This is a genomic window from Ralstonia sp. UNC404CL21Col (genome assembly GCF_000620465.1).
In the GTDB taxonomy this organism is placed as follows: Bacteria; Pseudomonadota; Gammaproteobacteria; order Burkholderiales; family Burkholderiaceae; genus Ralstonia; species Ralstonia flatus.
The window spans coordinates 1,543,381-1,558,450 of the sequence record NZ_JIBE01000004.1 but is presented as its reverse complement, the minus strand read 5'-3'; the positions used below and the strand labels follow the sequence as shown (position 1 = coordinate 1,558,450).

General features: G+C 64.4%; 13 protein-coding genes. 4 read left to right on the top strand and 9 right to left on the bottom strand.

Going from position 1 to position 15,070, the window contains the following annotated elements; genetic code table 11:
• Positions 1-7: 7 nt before the first annotated feature.
• The gene (locus N511_RS0115145; protein WP_231479623.1) at positions 8-640 is read right to left on the bottom strand and encodes a lipocalin family protein; all 633 of its coding nucleotides are present in this window, start codon (positions 638-640) and stop codon (positions 8-10) included.
• Here N511_RS0115145 and N511_RS0115140 point away from each other — a divergent pair.
• A complete protein-coding gene (locus N511_RS0115140) occupies positions 629-1,159 on the top strand; it encodes a DUF2878 domain-containing protein (RefSeq protein ID WP_027680086.1) in 531 nt (176 codons plus the stop codon). The two genes, N511_RS0115145 and N511_RS0115140, sit on opposite strands and share 12 nt — an antisense overlap.
• A 15-nt stretch (positions 1,160-1,174) precedes the next feature.
• Here the strand turns inward: N511_RS0115140 and N511_RS0115135 are convergent, their stop codons facing one another.
• The 8 genes from N511_RS0115135 to N511_RS0115100 all read right to left on the bottom strand — a co-directional run bounded on the left by N511_RS0115135 (position 1,175) and on the right by N511_RS0115100 (position 10,682).
• A complete protein-coding gene (locus tag N511_RS0115135) occupies positions 1,175-2,275 on the bottom strand; it encodes an SAM-dependent methyltransferase (RefSeq protein ID WP_027680085.1) in 1,101 nt (366 codons plus the stop codon).
• A gap of 29 nt (positions 2,276-2,304) precedes the next feature.
• Positions 2,305-3,081, bottom strand: a complete 777-nt coding sequence (locus N511_RS0115130) for a DUF1295 domain-containing protein (protein ID WP_027680084.1) — start codon at positions 3,079-3,081, stop codon at positions 2,305-2,307.
• 2 nt (positions 3,082-3,083) lie between these two features.
• Complete coding sequence (locus tag N511_RS0115125; protein ID WP_027680083.1) at positions 3,084-4,283, bottom strand: SAM-dependent methyltransferase; 1,200 nt, start codon at positions 4,281-4,283, stop codon at positions 3,084-3,086.
• Positions 4,280-5,047 (bottom strand): DUF1365 domain-containing protein, encoded by a 768-nt coding sequence (locus N511_RS0115120; RefSeq protein ID WP_027680082.1) that lies wholly within the window; start codon positions 5,045-5,047, stop codon positions 4,280-4,282. Before N511_RS0115120 ends, N511_RS0115125 begins: the two co-directional genes overlap by 4 nt.
• Complete coding sequence (locus tag N511_RS0115115) at positions 5,044-6,339, bottom strand: NAD(P)/FAD-dependent oxidoreductase (protein WP_027680081.1); 1,296 nt, start codon at positions 6,337-6,339, stop codon at positions 5,044-5,046. Before N511_RS0115115 ends, N511_RS0115120 begins: the two co-directional genes overlap by 4 nt.
• 28 nt (positions 6,340-6,367) lie before the next feature.
• Entirely contained in the window at positions 6,368-7,096 is a 729-nt protein-coding gene (gene folE / locus N511_RS0115110; RefSeq protein WP_027680080.1) for a GTP cyclohydrolase I, read from the bottom strand.
• A gap of 100 nt (positions 7,097-7,196) precedes the next feature.
• A complete protein-coding gene (locus N511_RS0115105; protein WP_027680079.1) occupies positions 7,197-8,183 on the bottom strand; it encodes a MerR family transcriptional regulator in 987 nt (328 codons plus the stop codon).
• Between the two features lie 195 nt (positions 8,184-8,378).
• Entirely contained in the window at positions 8,379-10,682 is a 2,304-nt protein-coding gene (locus tag N511_RS0115100; RefSeq protein WP_027680078.1) for a LamG-like jellyroll fold domain-containing protein, read from the bottom strand.
• Positions 10,683-11,355: 673 nt separating this feature from the next.
• Between N511_RS0115100 and N511_RS0115095 the strand changes: the two genes are divergently transcribed.
• From N511_RS0115095 to N511_RS0115085, 3 genes are all read left to right on the top strand, one after another.
• The gene (locus tag N511_RS0115095; protein ID WP_027680077.1) at positions 11,356-13,371 is read left to right on the top strand and encodes a glycoside hydrolase family 28 protein; all 2,016 of its coding nucleotides are present in this window, start codon (positions 11,356-11,358) and stop codon (positions 13,369-13,371) included.
• Positions 13,372-13,451: 80 nt separating this feature from the next.
• Positions 13,452-14,444 (top strand): TRAP transporter substrate-binding protein, encoded by a 993-nt coding sequence (locus tag N511_RS0115090; protein WP_027680076.1) that lies wholly within the window; start codon positions 13,452-13,454, stop codon positions 14,442-14,444.
• A gap of 135 nt (positions 14,445-14,579) precedes the next feature.
• Positions 14,580-15,068 (top strand): TRAP transporter small permease, encoded by a 489-nt coding sequence (locus N511_RS0115085; RefSeq protein WP_037026703.1) that lies wholly within the window; start codon positions 14,580-14,582, stop codon positions 15,066-15,068.
• Positions 15,069-15,070: the final 2 nt, after the last annotated feature.

Genomic DNA, 15,070 nt, shown 5'->3' with positions numbered 1-15,070 from the left:
CGCACGGCTAGTTGGCGTCTCCCGGCGACTGGAAGCCCGGTTGACCGATCTGGTTCGGGAACTGCGGTACGCGCCGGAAACGCGAAATGTCGTAACCCATTGCCTGGAAACGGCCCAATGCCGCGCGATAGTCCGCGTCGCTCATGTTGGGCTCGCGCGAGAACACCCAGCCGAGGCTTTTGTCCGGATAGCCGAGCAGGGTCACGCGGTATTCGGGGTCGACATACAGCGTCAGCTGCGACACGTAGATGGGCCAGAACAACCGCACACGCCATTCGCCGCCGCCACTGCCGTCCACCACAGAATCGACGAACTGCATGCGTTTGAACGGCGCGTCGAAACTGCCGGGCCGATAGACGTACGCATCGTCGATACGGCCATCGGGCCGCAGCGACCATTCGGCATAGCTGCCGACGTTGCCACGCTCGCCAAAGTACGGAATGTTGGCGATGACATACCAACGCCCCATGTAGCGCGGCAGGTCGACCGAAACCGTCTGCAGCGGCACGGCCGCCAGCGGGTTCGGATTCGGCGGCGGGCCGGAGCAGGCCGTGCTGGCAAGCGCCAGCGTGACGACGGCCAGACAACGTGCCCAACCTGACAGGATGACCCCACGAGGGCCTCTTTGATGCGTTCTCATCGTGCTCTCCTCTATGCGGTGGCCGGACAGGCCGGCTGGTTTGTCTGCGTGCTGAGTGCCGCGCGCGACGCCGCGTGGGTCGGCATCGTCTTCGTCGCCGGACTGCTGGCGCTGCACTTGCGGCAAGCCCCCCAGCCGCGGTGGGAGTTGCGGCTGGTGGTGTGGGTCGTGGTGCTGGCGGCGCCGTGGGAAACCGCCCTGATACGCGCCGGCCTCATCGCCTATCCGCACGGCACGTTGTGGGCCGGATTCGCACCGCCCTGGCTGCTGGCGCTCTGGGTGCTGTTCGCGATCCAAGTGAATGTCCTTTTTCGTTGGCTGCGCGGCAGATGGTGGCTGGCGATGGTGCTGGGAGCCGTTGCCGGCCCGCTCTCGTTTCGTGCGGGCGCAGCGCTGGGGGCAGCCCACATTTCGGAGATGGCTGCCACGCTCGGCACACTGGCCATCGGTTGGGCGATATGGATGCCGCTGCTGGTGTGGATGGGCGAGCGCAGCGACGGCACCGGCATTTCGCCCTGACTACCGCTGCGGTGCCTAGCGCTTGACGAACCGGTAATGCGCCACGCCCCATTCGTTGCCGTTTGCATAACCGAACAACGTCGACACTGCGAGGTAGAACATGCGCCACCGCTGAAACCACACGGCCGCCTGGGCCTTGCCGTAGGTCTGGACGAACACCGGCATCAAACGATCACGGGCCGCGTCCAGGTTGGCAAGCCAATGGTCGGCGGTGCGCGCGTAGTGCGTGCCGCTGACCCACCAGTGCCGCGCCATGCGCAGGTCGTCCTGGAATTCCAGCAGCAACGCCTCCGATGGCATCGTGCCGCCGGTGAAGAAGTACTTCGACATCCAGTCGGTACCGTCCTGCACCTGAAAGTGATACGCCAGCGTGCGGTGCGCAAAGATGTGCACGAACAGCACCGCGTCCGGTCGCATCCATCGCGCGATCTTGCTCAACAGCAGGCCGTAGTTCTTCATGTGCTCGAACATTTCGATCGAGACAACACGGTCAAACCGGCCGCCCTTGGGCATCTCGGCAAACTCGAAATCGACGATGTTTCCGGTGTGCACGGTCAGGTTCGTCAGGCCACGCTCGGCAGCGCGAGCCTCGATCCAGTTGCGCTGGCCCCGCGAATTCGACAACGCCACGATGCGTGCGTTGGGATAGCGCTTGGCCATCCACAGCGACAACGACCCCCAGCCGCAACCCAGATCCAGAATGCACTGACCATCAGCCAGGCTGGCACGCTCGGCGTAGCAGGCAAACATTGCCTCTTCGGCCTCGGCCAGCGTTTCGTTGCCGGTCGGGTACAGGGCGCAGGAGTATTTCAACTGCGGCCCCAGATGGGCCTCGAAAAAGGCCGGCGGCAATTCGTAGTGCTGCGTGTTGGCCGCGTCTGTCTCGATGGCGATGGGGCTGCCGTGCAGCTCGTCCAGCAGTGCATTGAAACGCCGCGAACGCAGTTCGCCGTCGTTCAGGCCTTCGTCTCGCAGGCGTTGGCGCATGAGGGCGCGCATGCCGGCGCGCACGAGCCCATCCGGCAGCCATCCGCGCTCGCAGCACTGGATGAGCCAGCCGTCACTGGCGTCGGCCGCAGCCTGCGGCGGTAGGGTCGGCGTGGACAGTGCAGTCATGTGGGCTCCTTGGATCTGTACGTCTGGTATCAGTGGCGCGGCGGCCAGGGGATCAGTACGCTCGTCGTGCGGGCGTATTCGGCATAGTCATCGCGCGTGGCGTGCATATGGGCCTCAAGCATCGGAACGCCCGAGACTTTGACGAGCAGCCACGCCATGGCCACGGGCGGCAACAGCGTGAGCCATGCCCAGGGTGACCCGATCGCCAGGGGCACATAGGCCAGCCAGTGCACGCACTCAAAGAAATAGTTGGGATGCCGCGAATAGCGCCACAGCCCCACCCGGCACGTCTTGCCCCGGTTGGCCGGGTCGGCTGCAAAGCGGCGCAATTGCCCGTCTGCCACGGCCTCGCCCGCCACCGCAATCAGCCACAGCGCCACCGCAACCGCCATGGCGAAAGCGCTGGGGGAATCCGGCCGGTAGCTCGGGACGGCAAACGCGATCGACAGGAACATCGACACCGCCGCCTGCAACTGGAAGAACCCAAACATGTTTCGCGATGCGGCCGGCCCCCACTCCTCACGCAACTTGCGGTAGCGCGCGTCTTCCGGCTTGCCGGCGTTGCGACGCCACAGGTGCCACCCAAGGCGCGCACCCCACACCGCTCCGCCGGCCCCGACGAGCAAGCGCGCCGGCAACGAACCGGTGCTCAGCCCCGCGTAGAGCAACGCCACCACGCCCAGCGAGAACGCCCAGACGGGATCGACCATGCCGGCGTTCCTGGTGCTCAGCTGCCATGCCCACACGGCACTGAACACCGCCACCAGGAACACCAGCGCAACCAGTGCAACGCCGATCGCCGACATCGTCACCCCCGCTGCAGCAGAAACTGCGACACGCCGATCCGGCCCTCGTCAAAGCCGGCCTCGCAGTAAGCGAAGTACAGCCGCCAGATGCGGATGAAGGGCTCGTCGAAGCCGAGCGCGCGCACGGCCTCCAGGCGGGCTTCGAAACGCTGGCTCCAGCGGCGCAGTGTCTCTGCGTAGTCGCGGCCGAAGTCGAGGCGGTCGACCACACGTAAGCCGTGTTGCTCCGCCAGCCGGATAAAGCGCTCGCGACTGGGCAACATGCCGCCCGGGAAGATGAACTGCTGGATGAAATCGGTGCCGGCGCGGTAGCGATCGAAATGCGCTTCGTCGATGGTGATGCTCTGCACCAGCGCGCGGCCGCCATGCCGCAGGCAGCGCACCAGCGTCCGGAAGTAGCTCGACCAGTACGCCTCGCCCACGGCCTCGAACATCTCGATGGACGCGATGGCGTCGTACGCCCCGTCCAGGTCCCGATAGTCACGCAGCTCAACGCGGGCCCGGGGCTCGTCGGCCAGGCGCTCGGCCGTATAGCGGCGCTGTTCTTCCGAGAGCGTGATGCCGTGCACGTGTGCCCCGCGTGCGCAGGCCATCTCCATCAGGCCGCCCCATCCGCAGCCGATTTCCAGCACATCCATGCCGGGCTCCACCCGCAGCAGGTCGCACACGCGCCGGTACTTGGCGGCTTGCGCTTCAGCAAGGCCATGCCGCAGATTGCCGTTGAACCAGGCCGACGAATACGCCATGCCTTCGTCCAGCCAGAGGCGATAGAAATCGTTACCCAGGTCGTAATGCAGATGGATGTTGCGACGGCTGCCGCGGCGGCTGTTCCGGCGCAGCAGGTGGCGCAGGCGCAGGACGGAGCGCGCCAGCGCATTCCCGAAGATCGCCTGGTCCAGCGTGGCCGCGTTGACGATGGCCAGCCGCAGCAGGTTGGTGAGGTTGCCCGAGTCGATCCATCCGTCGCGATACGCCTCGGCAAAGCCGACGTCGCCGCTGCGCAGGATGCGTCCGCAAGCGCGCCAGTCGGTGATGCGCAGATCTGCCACGAGCGGCGACGGGGCATCGCCGATCTGCACCTCTCCATCGGGCGTGACGAGGTGAAGGACGCCGTGCCGCAGCCGCCCGGCCAGCGCTAAAAACAGCCGGCCGGCAGCAGGAACATGGGGCGGCACCCAGGCAAGGGAGCGCGAGGCTGTCATCGGGAGTTCTCCGGAGAAGATCTGTCGTGCGGGACGCGGCCAAAAAACGGCACGCCCTTGAACCACAGGCGCAGGGCCTGCCAATGGATGCGGCCGATGACCTGCAGTGCAAGCAAAGGCTGGCGCAGCAGCGCGCGTCGCAGGTGGGCGGCATCGAACGGCTGCAACCGGCCGCCGACGGCGGTCTGCAGCAAGGCGCCGTCTCGGTCGTGATAGTCGATGCGTACCAGCGCCGTTGCAGCGCCCTCGGCAAAGCGGAACCGATAACCGCCCTCGACCCGGCAGAACGGCGAGACATGCAGCTGCTTGCGGCACGTCAGCACGGTGTGCGCGTCGATGGCCCCGCCGTCGTGCGCGCACAGCAGGTATCGATGGTGCTGCCCAAAGGTGTTGTTGACCTCGGCCAAGACCGCGCGCAGCGTGCCGGCCGCGTCGTGGCAATACCAGAACGAGACGGGGTTGAACATCCAGCCGGCAATGCGCGGGAAGGTCTGCAGCCAGACCTCGCCATCGGCAGGCAAACCCGCGCTGCTCAGCACGCCACGTATCCACGTGAGCAGGTCCGAGCCGTCGCGCGGGCCGTAGTCACGCACACGCAAGGACAGCGGGCGGAGGCAGTCGACGCCGAACCACGCTCCGGTCAGGCGACCCAGCGCGGAGAGTTTCACGCGCACGGCAAACACCGGATAGACGAAGCGATTGGCCACCGGCCGCAGGCGGCGGTGCATGACCTGGCCGACGAGAAGCTGTGCGTCGCCGTTCATGGCGCCACCTGTGCCCAGGCCGGAGCGCAGCCGAAATCCGCCACGACGCGCAACGCGGACTTCAGGCCGTCTTCGTGGAATCCGTAGCCCGTCCAGGCGCCCGCAAACCAGGTGCGGCTGCGGCCCTGCAATGCCGGCAGGCGGGCCTGCGCGTCGATGGCCGGTTGGTCGAACACCGGATGCTCGTATTCGAAGCGCCGATACTCAAGCTCGGGCGCGGGCGGCGCAGATGGATTGAGCGTGACCACCACGGGCGTCGACACCGGCAATGGTTGCAGCTGGTTCAGCAGGTAGCTGACGCACGGCGCGCCCGCCGTTGCACCGGCGTGGGGTGCATCGAGATAGTTCCATGCCGACCACACGCGCCGCCGACGCGGCAACAGGCGGGTATCCCGATGCAGGAATGCGGTGTTGGGCTGATACCGGAAAGCGCCCAGCACGGCGCGCTCGTCGTCGGTGGCATCGTCGAGCAGCTGCAGCGTCTGCGGTGCATGCGTCGCGAGCACCACGGCGTCGTATCGCTCGCTTCCCGCATCCGTGCGGATATCGACATGGGCCTCTGCCCGGCGGATGCCGCGCACCGGCGTGGCGACACGCACATCGGCCAGCCGGCCGGCAATCGCCTGCACATAGCTGCGCGCGCCGCCTTTGACGGTCCGCCAGCGCGGCCGGTTGAAGACCTGCAGCAAGCCGTGGTTCAGACAGAATCGAAGGAATGTTTCGGCCGGAAACGCCAGGATCTCGCGGCTCGGCGTCGACCAGATGGCGGCTGCCATCGGCAGCAGATAGTGCGCGCAGAACGGCTCGCCATAGCGGCCGGCTGCCAGCAGCGTGCCGAGGCTGTGGCGCTCGTTGCGCGCCACGGCCAGGTTGGCGTGCGCCTGCCGGTTGAAGCGCAGGATGTCGCTCAGCATCGACAGGAAGCGCGCCGACACCAGATTGCGCGGCTGCGCAAAGACCGTGCTGAGGCTGGTGCCGGCCCATTCCAGCGCCCCGCCGTCGACGGATACGCTGAACGACATGTCGCTCTCGCAATGCGCTACGCCAAGTTCGTCGAACAACGCAATCAGGTTCGGATACGTGCGGGCATTGAACACGAGAAAACCGGTATCGACGCCAAAGACCTGCCCGCCCTCCTCAATGTCGACCGTATTGGTGTGCCCGCCAAGCCGTGGCGCGGCCTCGAACAGCGTCACGGCGTGCCGCTTCGCAAGAAAATGCGCCGCCGCCAGCCCCGAGATGCCGGAGCCGACCACGGCAATGCGCTTTGCAGGAAACTGAAGAATGTTCAAGGCGATGCCTCTTGGATTGGCTGGGCGCTCATCCGCCGTGGCGGCCGGGCAGCAGCGCAAGAAACTCGCGCCGCAGGCTGGGATCGGTCAGGAACACGCCGCGCATCACGCTGCTCACCATGCGCGACTCGTCGTCTTTCGTGCCGCGCCAGTGCATGCAGTAGTGCTCGGCCTCCAGCACAACGGCCAGGCCGTCGGGCGCCATGCGGTCTTCCAGCAAATCGGCGATCTGCTTGATGGCTTCTTCCTGGATCTGCGGACGGCTCATGACCCAGTCGATCAGCCGGGCGTACTTGGACAGCCCGATCAACTGGGAGTCCTGGCGCGGCATGACGCCGACCCACGCGCGCCCCATCACCGGACACAGGTGGTGCGAGCAGGCGCTGCGCACCCGCAACGGCCCGACCACCATCAGCTCGTTGAGCCGCTCCGCGTTCGGAAACGCCGTCACTTCGGGGGCTTCGACGTAGCGGCCGGCAAACACCTCGCGCACAAACATCTTGGCGACGCGGCGCGCGGTTTCCCGGCTGTTGTGGTCTTGCTCCACATCGATGACGAGCGCGCGCAGCACCGCCTGCAGGCGCTCCTCCACCTCTGCCTGGAGCAGATCCAGTTCACCCTCGCGCAGGTAGGCGGCGATGTTGTCGTTGGCGTGAAAACGGTGGCCGGCACTCATCAGCCGTTCCCGAATCCGGACAGAAAGCGGCACGCTGCCAACCGCTCCGGCAAACCCGGGCGGATCCAAAGTCAGTTTCATTGAAGTTGCCTCCGAAAAGTCGGCGGTGCTTTCACCGCCCATGCCGCCTCAGGCAAGCTGCCGCGCGAGGTGGATGGGACGCATATCCACCTATACGCAGCTAACCCGCAGGTGGATGCAGCGTCTCAGCCCGAATGGCGAATTCCATCGCGTCTTCGAGCATCAAACGGGCGCGGTTGGCGACATCACCGAGATAGCGGTGAAGTTGTTCATCGAGCGACGACCGCACCGCGCAGCCATCGCTGAACCGCTCGAATGCGTCGAGCTGGCGGATCAGCCCGACAAGATGCCGTGGGCATTCGCAGGCGAGCGTCTGCGAGGCGTTGGCGAAGATCTCCAGCTGGCGGTCCGTGAACCTGCGCGCATTGCGCCGCAACGGCTCGAGCTTTCCGTACACGGCATCCACGCGTACGAGCTGCGCCAACTCCTGCAGAACCTGGTCGAGTTCGCCCTGGGCGTTGGGCTCGCGATACAGCCGCACGCCGGCTGCGCGCAGCATATCGGTGGCGCGCACCGTGCCAAAACTGTAGATCACGCCGACGGCGCTGGCCCCGCAACGGCGTGCCGCGGCCAACACGGCTTCCGCCGTTTCCGGATGCAGGGAGGCGGCTTCCACGACCAGCGCGTCGGTGCGCGGCGGCGGTTCGACGTGCGCCTCGCCGTCGAGCGCGGGCAGTTCGATGACGGGCTCGATGCCCAGCGACGCAAGCGTGCTCTTTCTGCGCCGGACGCGCTCCGCCAGCAATGCGCCGCAGACGGCCAGCGAAATGGCCGCGGTGGATGGCGCCGGCGCGGGCGCCTCTACGGTCACGGACGCTTCCAGCAACTGCTGGAGTTCGGTGCTGTCCGCATGCGCAATCGCACCAATTGCGTGGCCCTGGTTGACGAGTGCCCGCAGCAGCGCGAGGCGCCGGACGTCTTCGCTCGAATACAGCCGTTGGCCGGACTCCGATTTGGCCGGAGAAATCACGCCATAGCGCTGCTCCCACACACGCAGGGTGGATACAGGCATCTTGGCCATGCGGGCGGCGGTTCCGCTTCGGTACATCGGCGCCGCGTTGTCTTCGGGTGGCACGTGCGTCTCCATGCAAGAGCTGCTTTGCTGACATGAAACGCTGTGCCGCCAACATCGTCAATGAAATGAAGCGTAAAACGCGCTTTTTGAGGAGGCATGAGTCGGAATTGAGTCGCCATTTCGGTGCCCAGGCCGCCTGCACACCTGCCACATCGACGCGTTCCGGCCGCGCTCCCGCCGCATTGCAACGGCGGGAGCGCCCTTACCTTATGAAGCGCGTGCCGTCAGCCATTGGCTGGGCGGCAGCGGCGCACCGACAATCCGCATCTCGCCAAGGCTGCCGAAGAAGCCGTTGCCCATGCTGCCGCCGTATTGCGCGCAGCCGATGGCCATCTGCTGGTTGCTCGCCACGTAGCGGATGCCGTCCATCCCGCTGTTGTTGCGCAGGATGGGCGCGCCTTCCACGTACATCGTCGTGCTGCCCTTTCCGTCGTTGACGATGGCAACGTGCAGCCACTGCCCTGCCGAGACACCGCCGGACCAGCACGCCAGGTTCTCGGTGTTGTCGGTCGGGATGACCTCCCACTGGAACTCCATCAAGTTGGAAAAGGCGAACATCGCCATCGTGTCGCCCTGGTCGACATCGCCCGGCCACGACACGCCGGTGGCCGCGCTGCGCGCACCGAGTCGATACAGGATGCCCATCCACGCGTTGTTCTGCGCGGTCCAGGCCGAATCGATCTTCAGGAACGCCTCGATCGTGTAGCCGCTGGCAAACGTTTGCACATTCAACGGCGAAGTCGTGTCGGTCGTGAAGTACGAAGACCTCGTCTGGTTGGCGTTCTTGAACTGCAGGCTGCCGGGGGCCGACGACAGCGGGTGATGGTCTTTCGACCAGACCAGATCGCCGGGTTGCCCGCCCATCCACGTGTTGAGCGAAATGGGGTTCGCGCCGGCCGTGGTATCGCCCGGCACGGAGGCATCCTTGATCTGGAAGCCCGGCTGATACGGAGACAGTGCCTGGCCCTCCGCCGCAGCCGTGTTGTAGAACCGCCAGTGCGCCAGCGTGTTGGGCACCACGGGGTAGTCGTTCGGGCCCGACGCCGGCTTGCCCGCAACCTGCGGCGGGTTGTGATAGTTCGCCAGGATCAGGCCCTTGGCGACGTCGGTCAGGCTGCCCGACACCGAGCCCGCCGCGGCCTTGAAGCCGGGATTGAAGCCGGCAAAGCGCTTGGCAAAATCGATGTCGATCGAGAAGTTCTGGTTATCCGCCGTCAGCCACGCCGAATCGAACGGGGTCAGGCTCGCTTCCGGCTTGACCGGCACCCACGGCGAGAACGAACTGGCGACGATCCTGTTGTTCGTCAGATCGAATTCGAACAGGCGCATCAGGCCGTTGCCGCCCATATAGGCCATCTGATAATCGACGACCATGAAGATGACGTCGTTGCCGGCGGCGTTCTTTTTCGTCATCTTGCAGGCGCCGTGATAGTGACCCGACACGGCCATGAAAATCTGGTCGTTATTCTTGATCAGCTTGTCCCACAGGTAGCTCGAATAGGCCGTATCGGTTGCCGTCACTCCATCGGAACCAATGCCCGCGAGCTGGTGGCAAATCAGGATGACCGGAATGCCGGGGTTCTTTGCGATGACCGAGTTGGCCCAGGCAATCGCATCGTCCGAAGCGCGCCACGACATCGACAGCACCAGAAACTGGTTTCCCTCCGCCTGGAAGACGTGGTACTCGTGAAAGCCCGAACCGTGGCGGCCGCCGAAGGTTGACTGCTGCTGGGCACGCGCGGTCGGGAACACTTTCAGATACGGCTCCAGAAGACCTTGCCGGTGGTTGCCGCCGTCCTGGTATCCGTCGGTGTTGTCGAAACCGGAAACGCCCACGCCCCAGTCCGGCCCCCATTGCATCGACGAGCCGATGGCGCCGATATCGTGGTTGCCCGCGCAAATCGAATAGTTGCAGTTGGCCTTTTCCAGCACCTGCATTGCCTGGCTCGCCAGTTCCCACTCTTTGGTCACGGTGCCGTTGCTGAGCTGGCTGTTACTCAGCAGATCAGTATTCGCGCTCCACGGTGCCGAACCCTCAGAGGTGTAATACCAGGACTGATCGACAATATCGCCAAGATGGGTGGTAAAGGCCAGTTTCAGCGCTTTTGCATTCTGGGCAATCCATTGCGTTTGCGATTTGAATGGATTATCGAATTGCGGATTGATGGTCGGATAATTCTTTTGATACAACTCGCCCATTTTTGCCGATGCATAGCGCGGATAGAACTGCGTATCCGGCAAGGCCGCCAGCGTAAATGACGACACCATTTTTGGCGCAGGCGTACCGGTGCCCGGATTGCCCGCGCCGGGGGACGTGCCCGTACCCGTTGAGGTGGAACCCGTCGACGCGTCCGACGCATCGCCACCACCGCACCCGCTCAGCGCACCCGACAGGCCGACCGCGGTCGAGGCAAGCATCATGCGCAGCAACTGCCGGCGCTTCAATTCAGGAACAGCCGCCAGATCGTCCAGCGTCACCGGCTGTTGATCGGCCCGACTTTTCATTGACATGGTTCTCTCCGTTACGTTTTGGGCTACCCAGAAGGCAAAGCGATTGCCGTCGCAATTCGCAGGGGCTGGTCCAACGCGCGAAGGGAAATGAACGTCATGCCTGAAAAGCGGCAGTTCTCATCGACACAGGTCAACCGCACTGAGCTTCCGAGACAAAACACTCTCAAAAAAGCTCAGATAGCGAATGCGTTCGATGCTCTTTTTATTGCCTGCGATTCATGAAGTGAATCGGTCACATCGATTGGCATCCGCATGGTAGGAATGCTGTGTGACAGGGGCGTTTCTTTAAGTCATGCAGATTCAATCGCAATTGGATCGAATCACAATTCCGTGCATAGGAACACGGCGCCTATCTGAAGGCCGTGTGGAACGGCCCGATGCCGCGCCGCCATGCGCTGCGCCGGCTCACAACAGCATCTGCGGCGTACGACAAACGGGCGCTCGTTCGCTGCCTCATCCACGTGCCGGCGGCGACACCAGCCCGACAGGACGCTTCGCGGAACAGGGACATAGCTGCCGCCGTCCTCCGTACCCCCGCGGGTGGGGACCGGGAAAACCCGCCCTTGACCCCTAATATATCAATCCATAAATTTTGATATATCAAAAGACGTGCACCGGTCAGCAGCCTGCTGCAAGGGCGACATGTCAAAGAAAACCCTGACGAGGAGACCCAATGACAGCGCCCTTCCGTAATCGGCTGCGGCAGGCATCTAGTGCCCGCGCCCCGCACAATCCGTCCCGACGCGCCTTTCTGAGTTACGGAGGCGCCGTCGTGGGCGGGGCGATGGTGAGCGCCTGTGGCGGTGGGTCCGACGACGCAGCAACACCGGTTGCCACCACGCCCACGGCCCCCGTGCAGGCAGATCCGATCTGGGGTCCGAACGGGCTGGCCACCACCATCATTTCTTCGCTGAAGGGCGTGGCACAGAGCGCATTCCCGGCCGTGGATTTCCAGGTCGAGGCGTATGGCGCTCAGCCCTGCAGCGTTGCCGCACAGACGAGCCCCTACACCGATCCGACCAAGTCGCCCGTCAGCTCAGGCGCTGGCGCAACGCAGGCACCCGGTGCATTCGATTCGCGCCCCGCGTTTCTGGCAGCCATTGCAGCTTGCAGCGCAGCAGGTGGCGGGCGCGTAGTAGTGCCTTCGGGCACATGGTATTGCGCCGGGCCAATCGTCCTGCAAAGCAACGTCAACTTTCACCTCAGCGCCAACTGCACGATCTACTTCAGCGCCAATCCGGCCGATTACGCCAAGGATGGCCCGATCGATTGCGGCGCCAACGGCAAGCTGTACTACAGCCGCTGGCAAGCCGACGATTGCCTGAATTACGGCTCACCCATCTACGCACGCAACGCCAGCAACATCGCATTGACGGGCGAAGGGGCGACCTCGGTGCTCAACGGCCAGGCCATGACGCCGTTTGCCGGGACAGGCAACACGAGCACGTGCTGGTGGACCTTCAAGGGCACCAACGGCGCCTATGGTTGCGCAAGCTCGAGCACGCCGTCGCAGGCTTACAGCAACCCGAACAACGTCGACTTGCAGACCGCTGTGCCCGGCATCCCGAGCGCGCTGTACGCACAGCTCACCAATCCCGCGACGCCGTGGCAGCAAGACCAGAACTATCTGCCCGCGCTGTCCGAAGCGGGCGTTCCGGTGGAGAAGCGCATCTTCGGGCTCGGGCACTACCTGCGCCCTTGCATGGTGGAGTTCATCGGCTGCACCAACGTGCTGATGGAGAACTACCGCACGATCAACACGCCGTTCTGGCAGCACCATCCGGTGCACTGCACCAACGTGGTCATCCGTGGCGTGACGGTCGACAGCATCGGCCCCAACAACGACGGCTTCGACCCCGATGCCTGCAGCAACGTGCTGTGTGAAAACGTCACGTTCAACACGGGCGACGACTGCATCGCCATCAAGTCGGGCAAGAACCTCGACACCGGCTACGGCCCGGCGCAAGACCACGTCATCCAGAACTGCACGATGAACAGCGGCCACGGCGGCATCACGCTGGGTAGCGAGATGGGCGGCGGGGTGCAGAACATCTATGCGCGCAATCTGGCGATGCTCAATCAGTTCTGGGCAACGAACTCCCTGAACATCGCCATCCGCATCAAGACGAACATGAACCGTGGCGGGTTCGTGAAGAACTTCTATGTGACCAACGTCAGCCTGCCCAACGGCGTCAATCTCACGGGCGCCGGCTACGGCAGCAAGATGCTCGCAGGCAGCCCGATCAACGGCACGGTGCCCTTGGGTGTGGTGACGACCAACGCGGCAAACCCGTCGGCATCGCAAGGCGGGATCATCACCTTCGACTGCGACTATCAGCCCGCTGCCGACGCCATCCGCACGCGGCCGGCCCTGGTGCAGAACGTGAACATCTCCAACGTGACCGCCGGCAACGTCACCACGGGCGGCCTCACGGGCTCGTGTTTCCAGGCCATCGTTGCGCAGGGCCCCGTGGCGTTCGACTACAACGGCCCGCTGCCTGTGCCCGCCATCCCGCCAATCACCGGCGTGACGATCTCGAACTGCAACTTCGGCACGCCCACGGCGGCGGGCCCGGCAAGCGCCAGCACGCCGGGGCCGATCTACGCCTACAACGTGCACGACATCACGCTGCAGAACGTCGTGATCGGTGGACAGACCTTCAACACCACCGTGACCGACGCCCGCTGAGCAACCCGCCTCCTTCGCGCGCGGCTGGATCCACCGGCCGGCGCCCTTTTTATTCCGATCCTGCTGCCCACCCATCCATCATGAAACGTTCTCCCGCAATCGCAAGTACGTCCCTGCTGTTCGCCGCACTGCTGGCCGCCTTTGCAAGCGGCGCAGCGCAGGCGCGCACCTTCCGTGTGGCCGACGTGCACGGCGACACCTACCCGACCAACATGGCCGTCAAGTTCATGGGCGACGAAATCAAGAAGGCCACCGACGGCAAGGACTCTGTCAAGGTCTTCGGCAACAGCGCGCTGGGATCGGAGAAAGACACCATCGACCAGGTGCGCATCGGCGCGATCGACATGGTGCGTGCCAACGGCGCAGCCTTCAACGAGATCGTCCCGGAGTCGGTCATCCCCTCGCTGCCCTTCCTGTTCCGCGATATCGAGCACTTCCGCAAGGTGATGTACGGCCCGGTCGGCCAGAAGATTCTGGATGCGTTTTCCGCCAAGGGTTTCGTCGCGCTGACGTTCTATGAGAGCGGCGCGCGATCGATCTATGCCAAGAAGGCCATCCACACGCCGGCCGACATGAAGGGCGTGAAGATCCGCGTGCAGCCGTCGGATCTGATGGTCGACGAGATCAAGGCCATGGGAGGCACGCCCACACCAATGCCCTTCAGCGAGGTCTATACCGGCCTGAAGACGGGCCTGGTGGACGCCGCGGAAAACAACATCCCATCGTATGAGGAAACCAAGCACTTTGAAGTCGCGCAGATCTACTCCGAAACGCAGCATGCGATGACGCCCGAAGTGCTGGTGTTCTCCAAGAAGATCTGGGACACGCTCACCCCGCAGGAGCAAGCCGCCATCCGCAAGGCCGCTGCAGACTCGGTGCCGTACTACGTGAAGCTCTGGACCGCACGCGAGCAGGCCGCCACGGCCACCGTGACCAAGGGCAACGCCACCATCGTGCCGGCGTCGCAGGTCGACCGCGCCGCCTTCGTCAAGGCCATGCAGCCGCTCTGGACGAAGTACGAAACCACGCCGCAGATGAAGGACATCGTCAACGCGATCGTCGCCACCAAGTAAGCCTGCCTCACCGCTCAAGCGCAGGGCTTGCGTCTTTCCCGCGGGCCCCGCGCCGGGCAGGCTGCCGATGGACGACGTTCCTACACCGGCCCCCGCCTGCCCACCTCCGATACCGCGCTCCCCTCCAGGTTCAGCATGCAATCGATGTCTTTACTCAAACGCATCAACGATGCGTTTGCGCTTGTGCTCACGCTTGTGGCGGCGTCATGCCTGGCCACGCTGACCGTGCTCGTCTTCTACGGCGTGGTCATGCGCTACGTCTTCAACAACGCGCCGGATTTTGTTGAACCCATCGCCCTGCTCATGGTGGTGGCCATCGCCATGTTCGGGGCGGCGCTCAAGGTGCGCGAAGGCGGCCATATCGGCCTCGATTCCTTTGTTGAACGCCTGCCCGCGGGTGGCAAGCGCGCCGCGCACGTGCTGCAGAAGCTGTGTCTGATCGCCTTTGCGATTGTGATCTTCATCGGCTGCTTCGACATGGCCGAAACCACATTCGGTGACCGCATCCCCATCCTCGGTCTGCCTGAAGCCGTCCGCTACTGGATTCCGATCGCGGCCAGTGTCGCCATCGCCCTATTCGCTCTCGAACGCCTGATCGGGCTGTTCGCGCAAGACGCAAGTTAAGT

Bases quoted from the DNA above. Each gene is read 5' to 3' on its own strand.
- N511_RS0115095 (WP_027680077.1), top strand. From the start codon at position 11,356: ATGACAGCGCCCTTCCGTAATCGGCTGCGGCAGGCATCTAGTGCCCGC.
- N511_RS0115130 (WP_027680084.1), bottom strand. From the start codon at position 3,081: ATGTCGGCGATCGGCGTTGCACTGGTTGCGCTGGTGTTCCTGGTGGCG.
- N511_RS0115120 (WP_027680082.1), bottom strand. From the start codon at position 5,047: ATGAACGGCGACGCACAGCTTCTCGTCGGCCAGGTCATGCACCGCCGC.
- N511_RS0115140 (WP_027680086.1), top strand. From the start codon at position 629: ATGCGTTCTCATCGTGCTCTCCTCTATGCGGTGGCCGGACAGGCCGGC.
- folE (WP_027680080.1), bottom strand. From the start codon at position 7,096: ATGAAACTGACTTTGGATCCGCCCGGGTTTGCCGGAGCGGTTGGCAGC.
- N511_RS0115125 (WP_027680083.1), bottom strand. From the start codon at position 4,283: ATGACAGCCTCGCGCTCCCTTGCCTGGGTGCCGCCCCATGTTCCTGCT.
- N511_RS0115090 (WP_027680076.1), top strand. From the start codon at position 13,452: ATGAAACGTTCTCCCGCAATCGCAAGTACGTCCCTGCTGTTCGCCGCA.
- N511_RS0115085 (WP_037026703.1), top strand. From the start codon at position 14,580: ATGCAATCGATGTCTTTACTCAAACGCATCAACGATGCGTTTGCGCTT.
- N511_RS0115135 (WP_027680085.1), bottom strand. From the start codon at position 2,275: ATGACTGCACTGTCCACGCCGACCCTACCGCCGCAGGCTGCGGCCGAC.
- N511_RS0115145 (WP_231479623.1), bottom strand. From the start codon at position 640: ATGAGAACGCATCAAAGAGGCCCTCGTGGGGTCATCCTGTCAGGTTGG.
- N511_RS0115105 (WP_027680079.1), bottom strand. From the start codon at position 8,183: ATGGAGACGCACGTGCCACCCGAAGACAACGCGGCGCCGATGTACCGA.
- N511_RS0115100 (WP_027680078.1), bottom strand. From the start codon at position 10,682: ATGTCAATGAAAAGTCGGGCCGATCAACAGCCGGTGACGCTGGACGAT.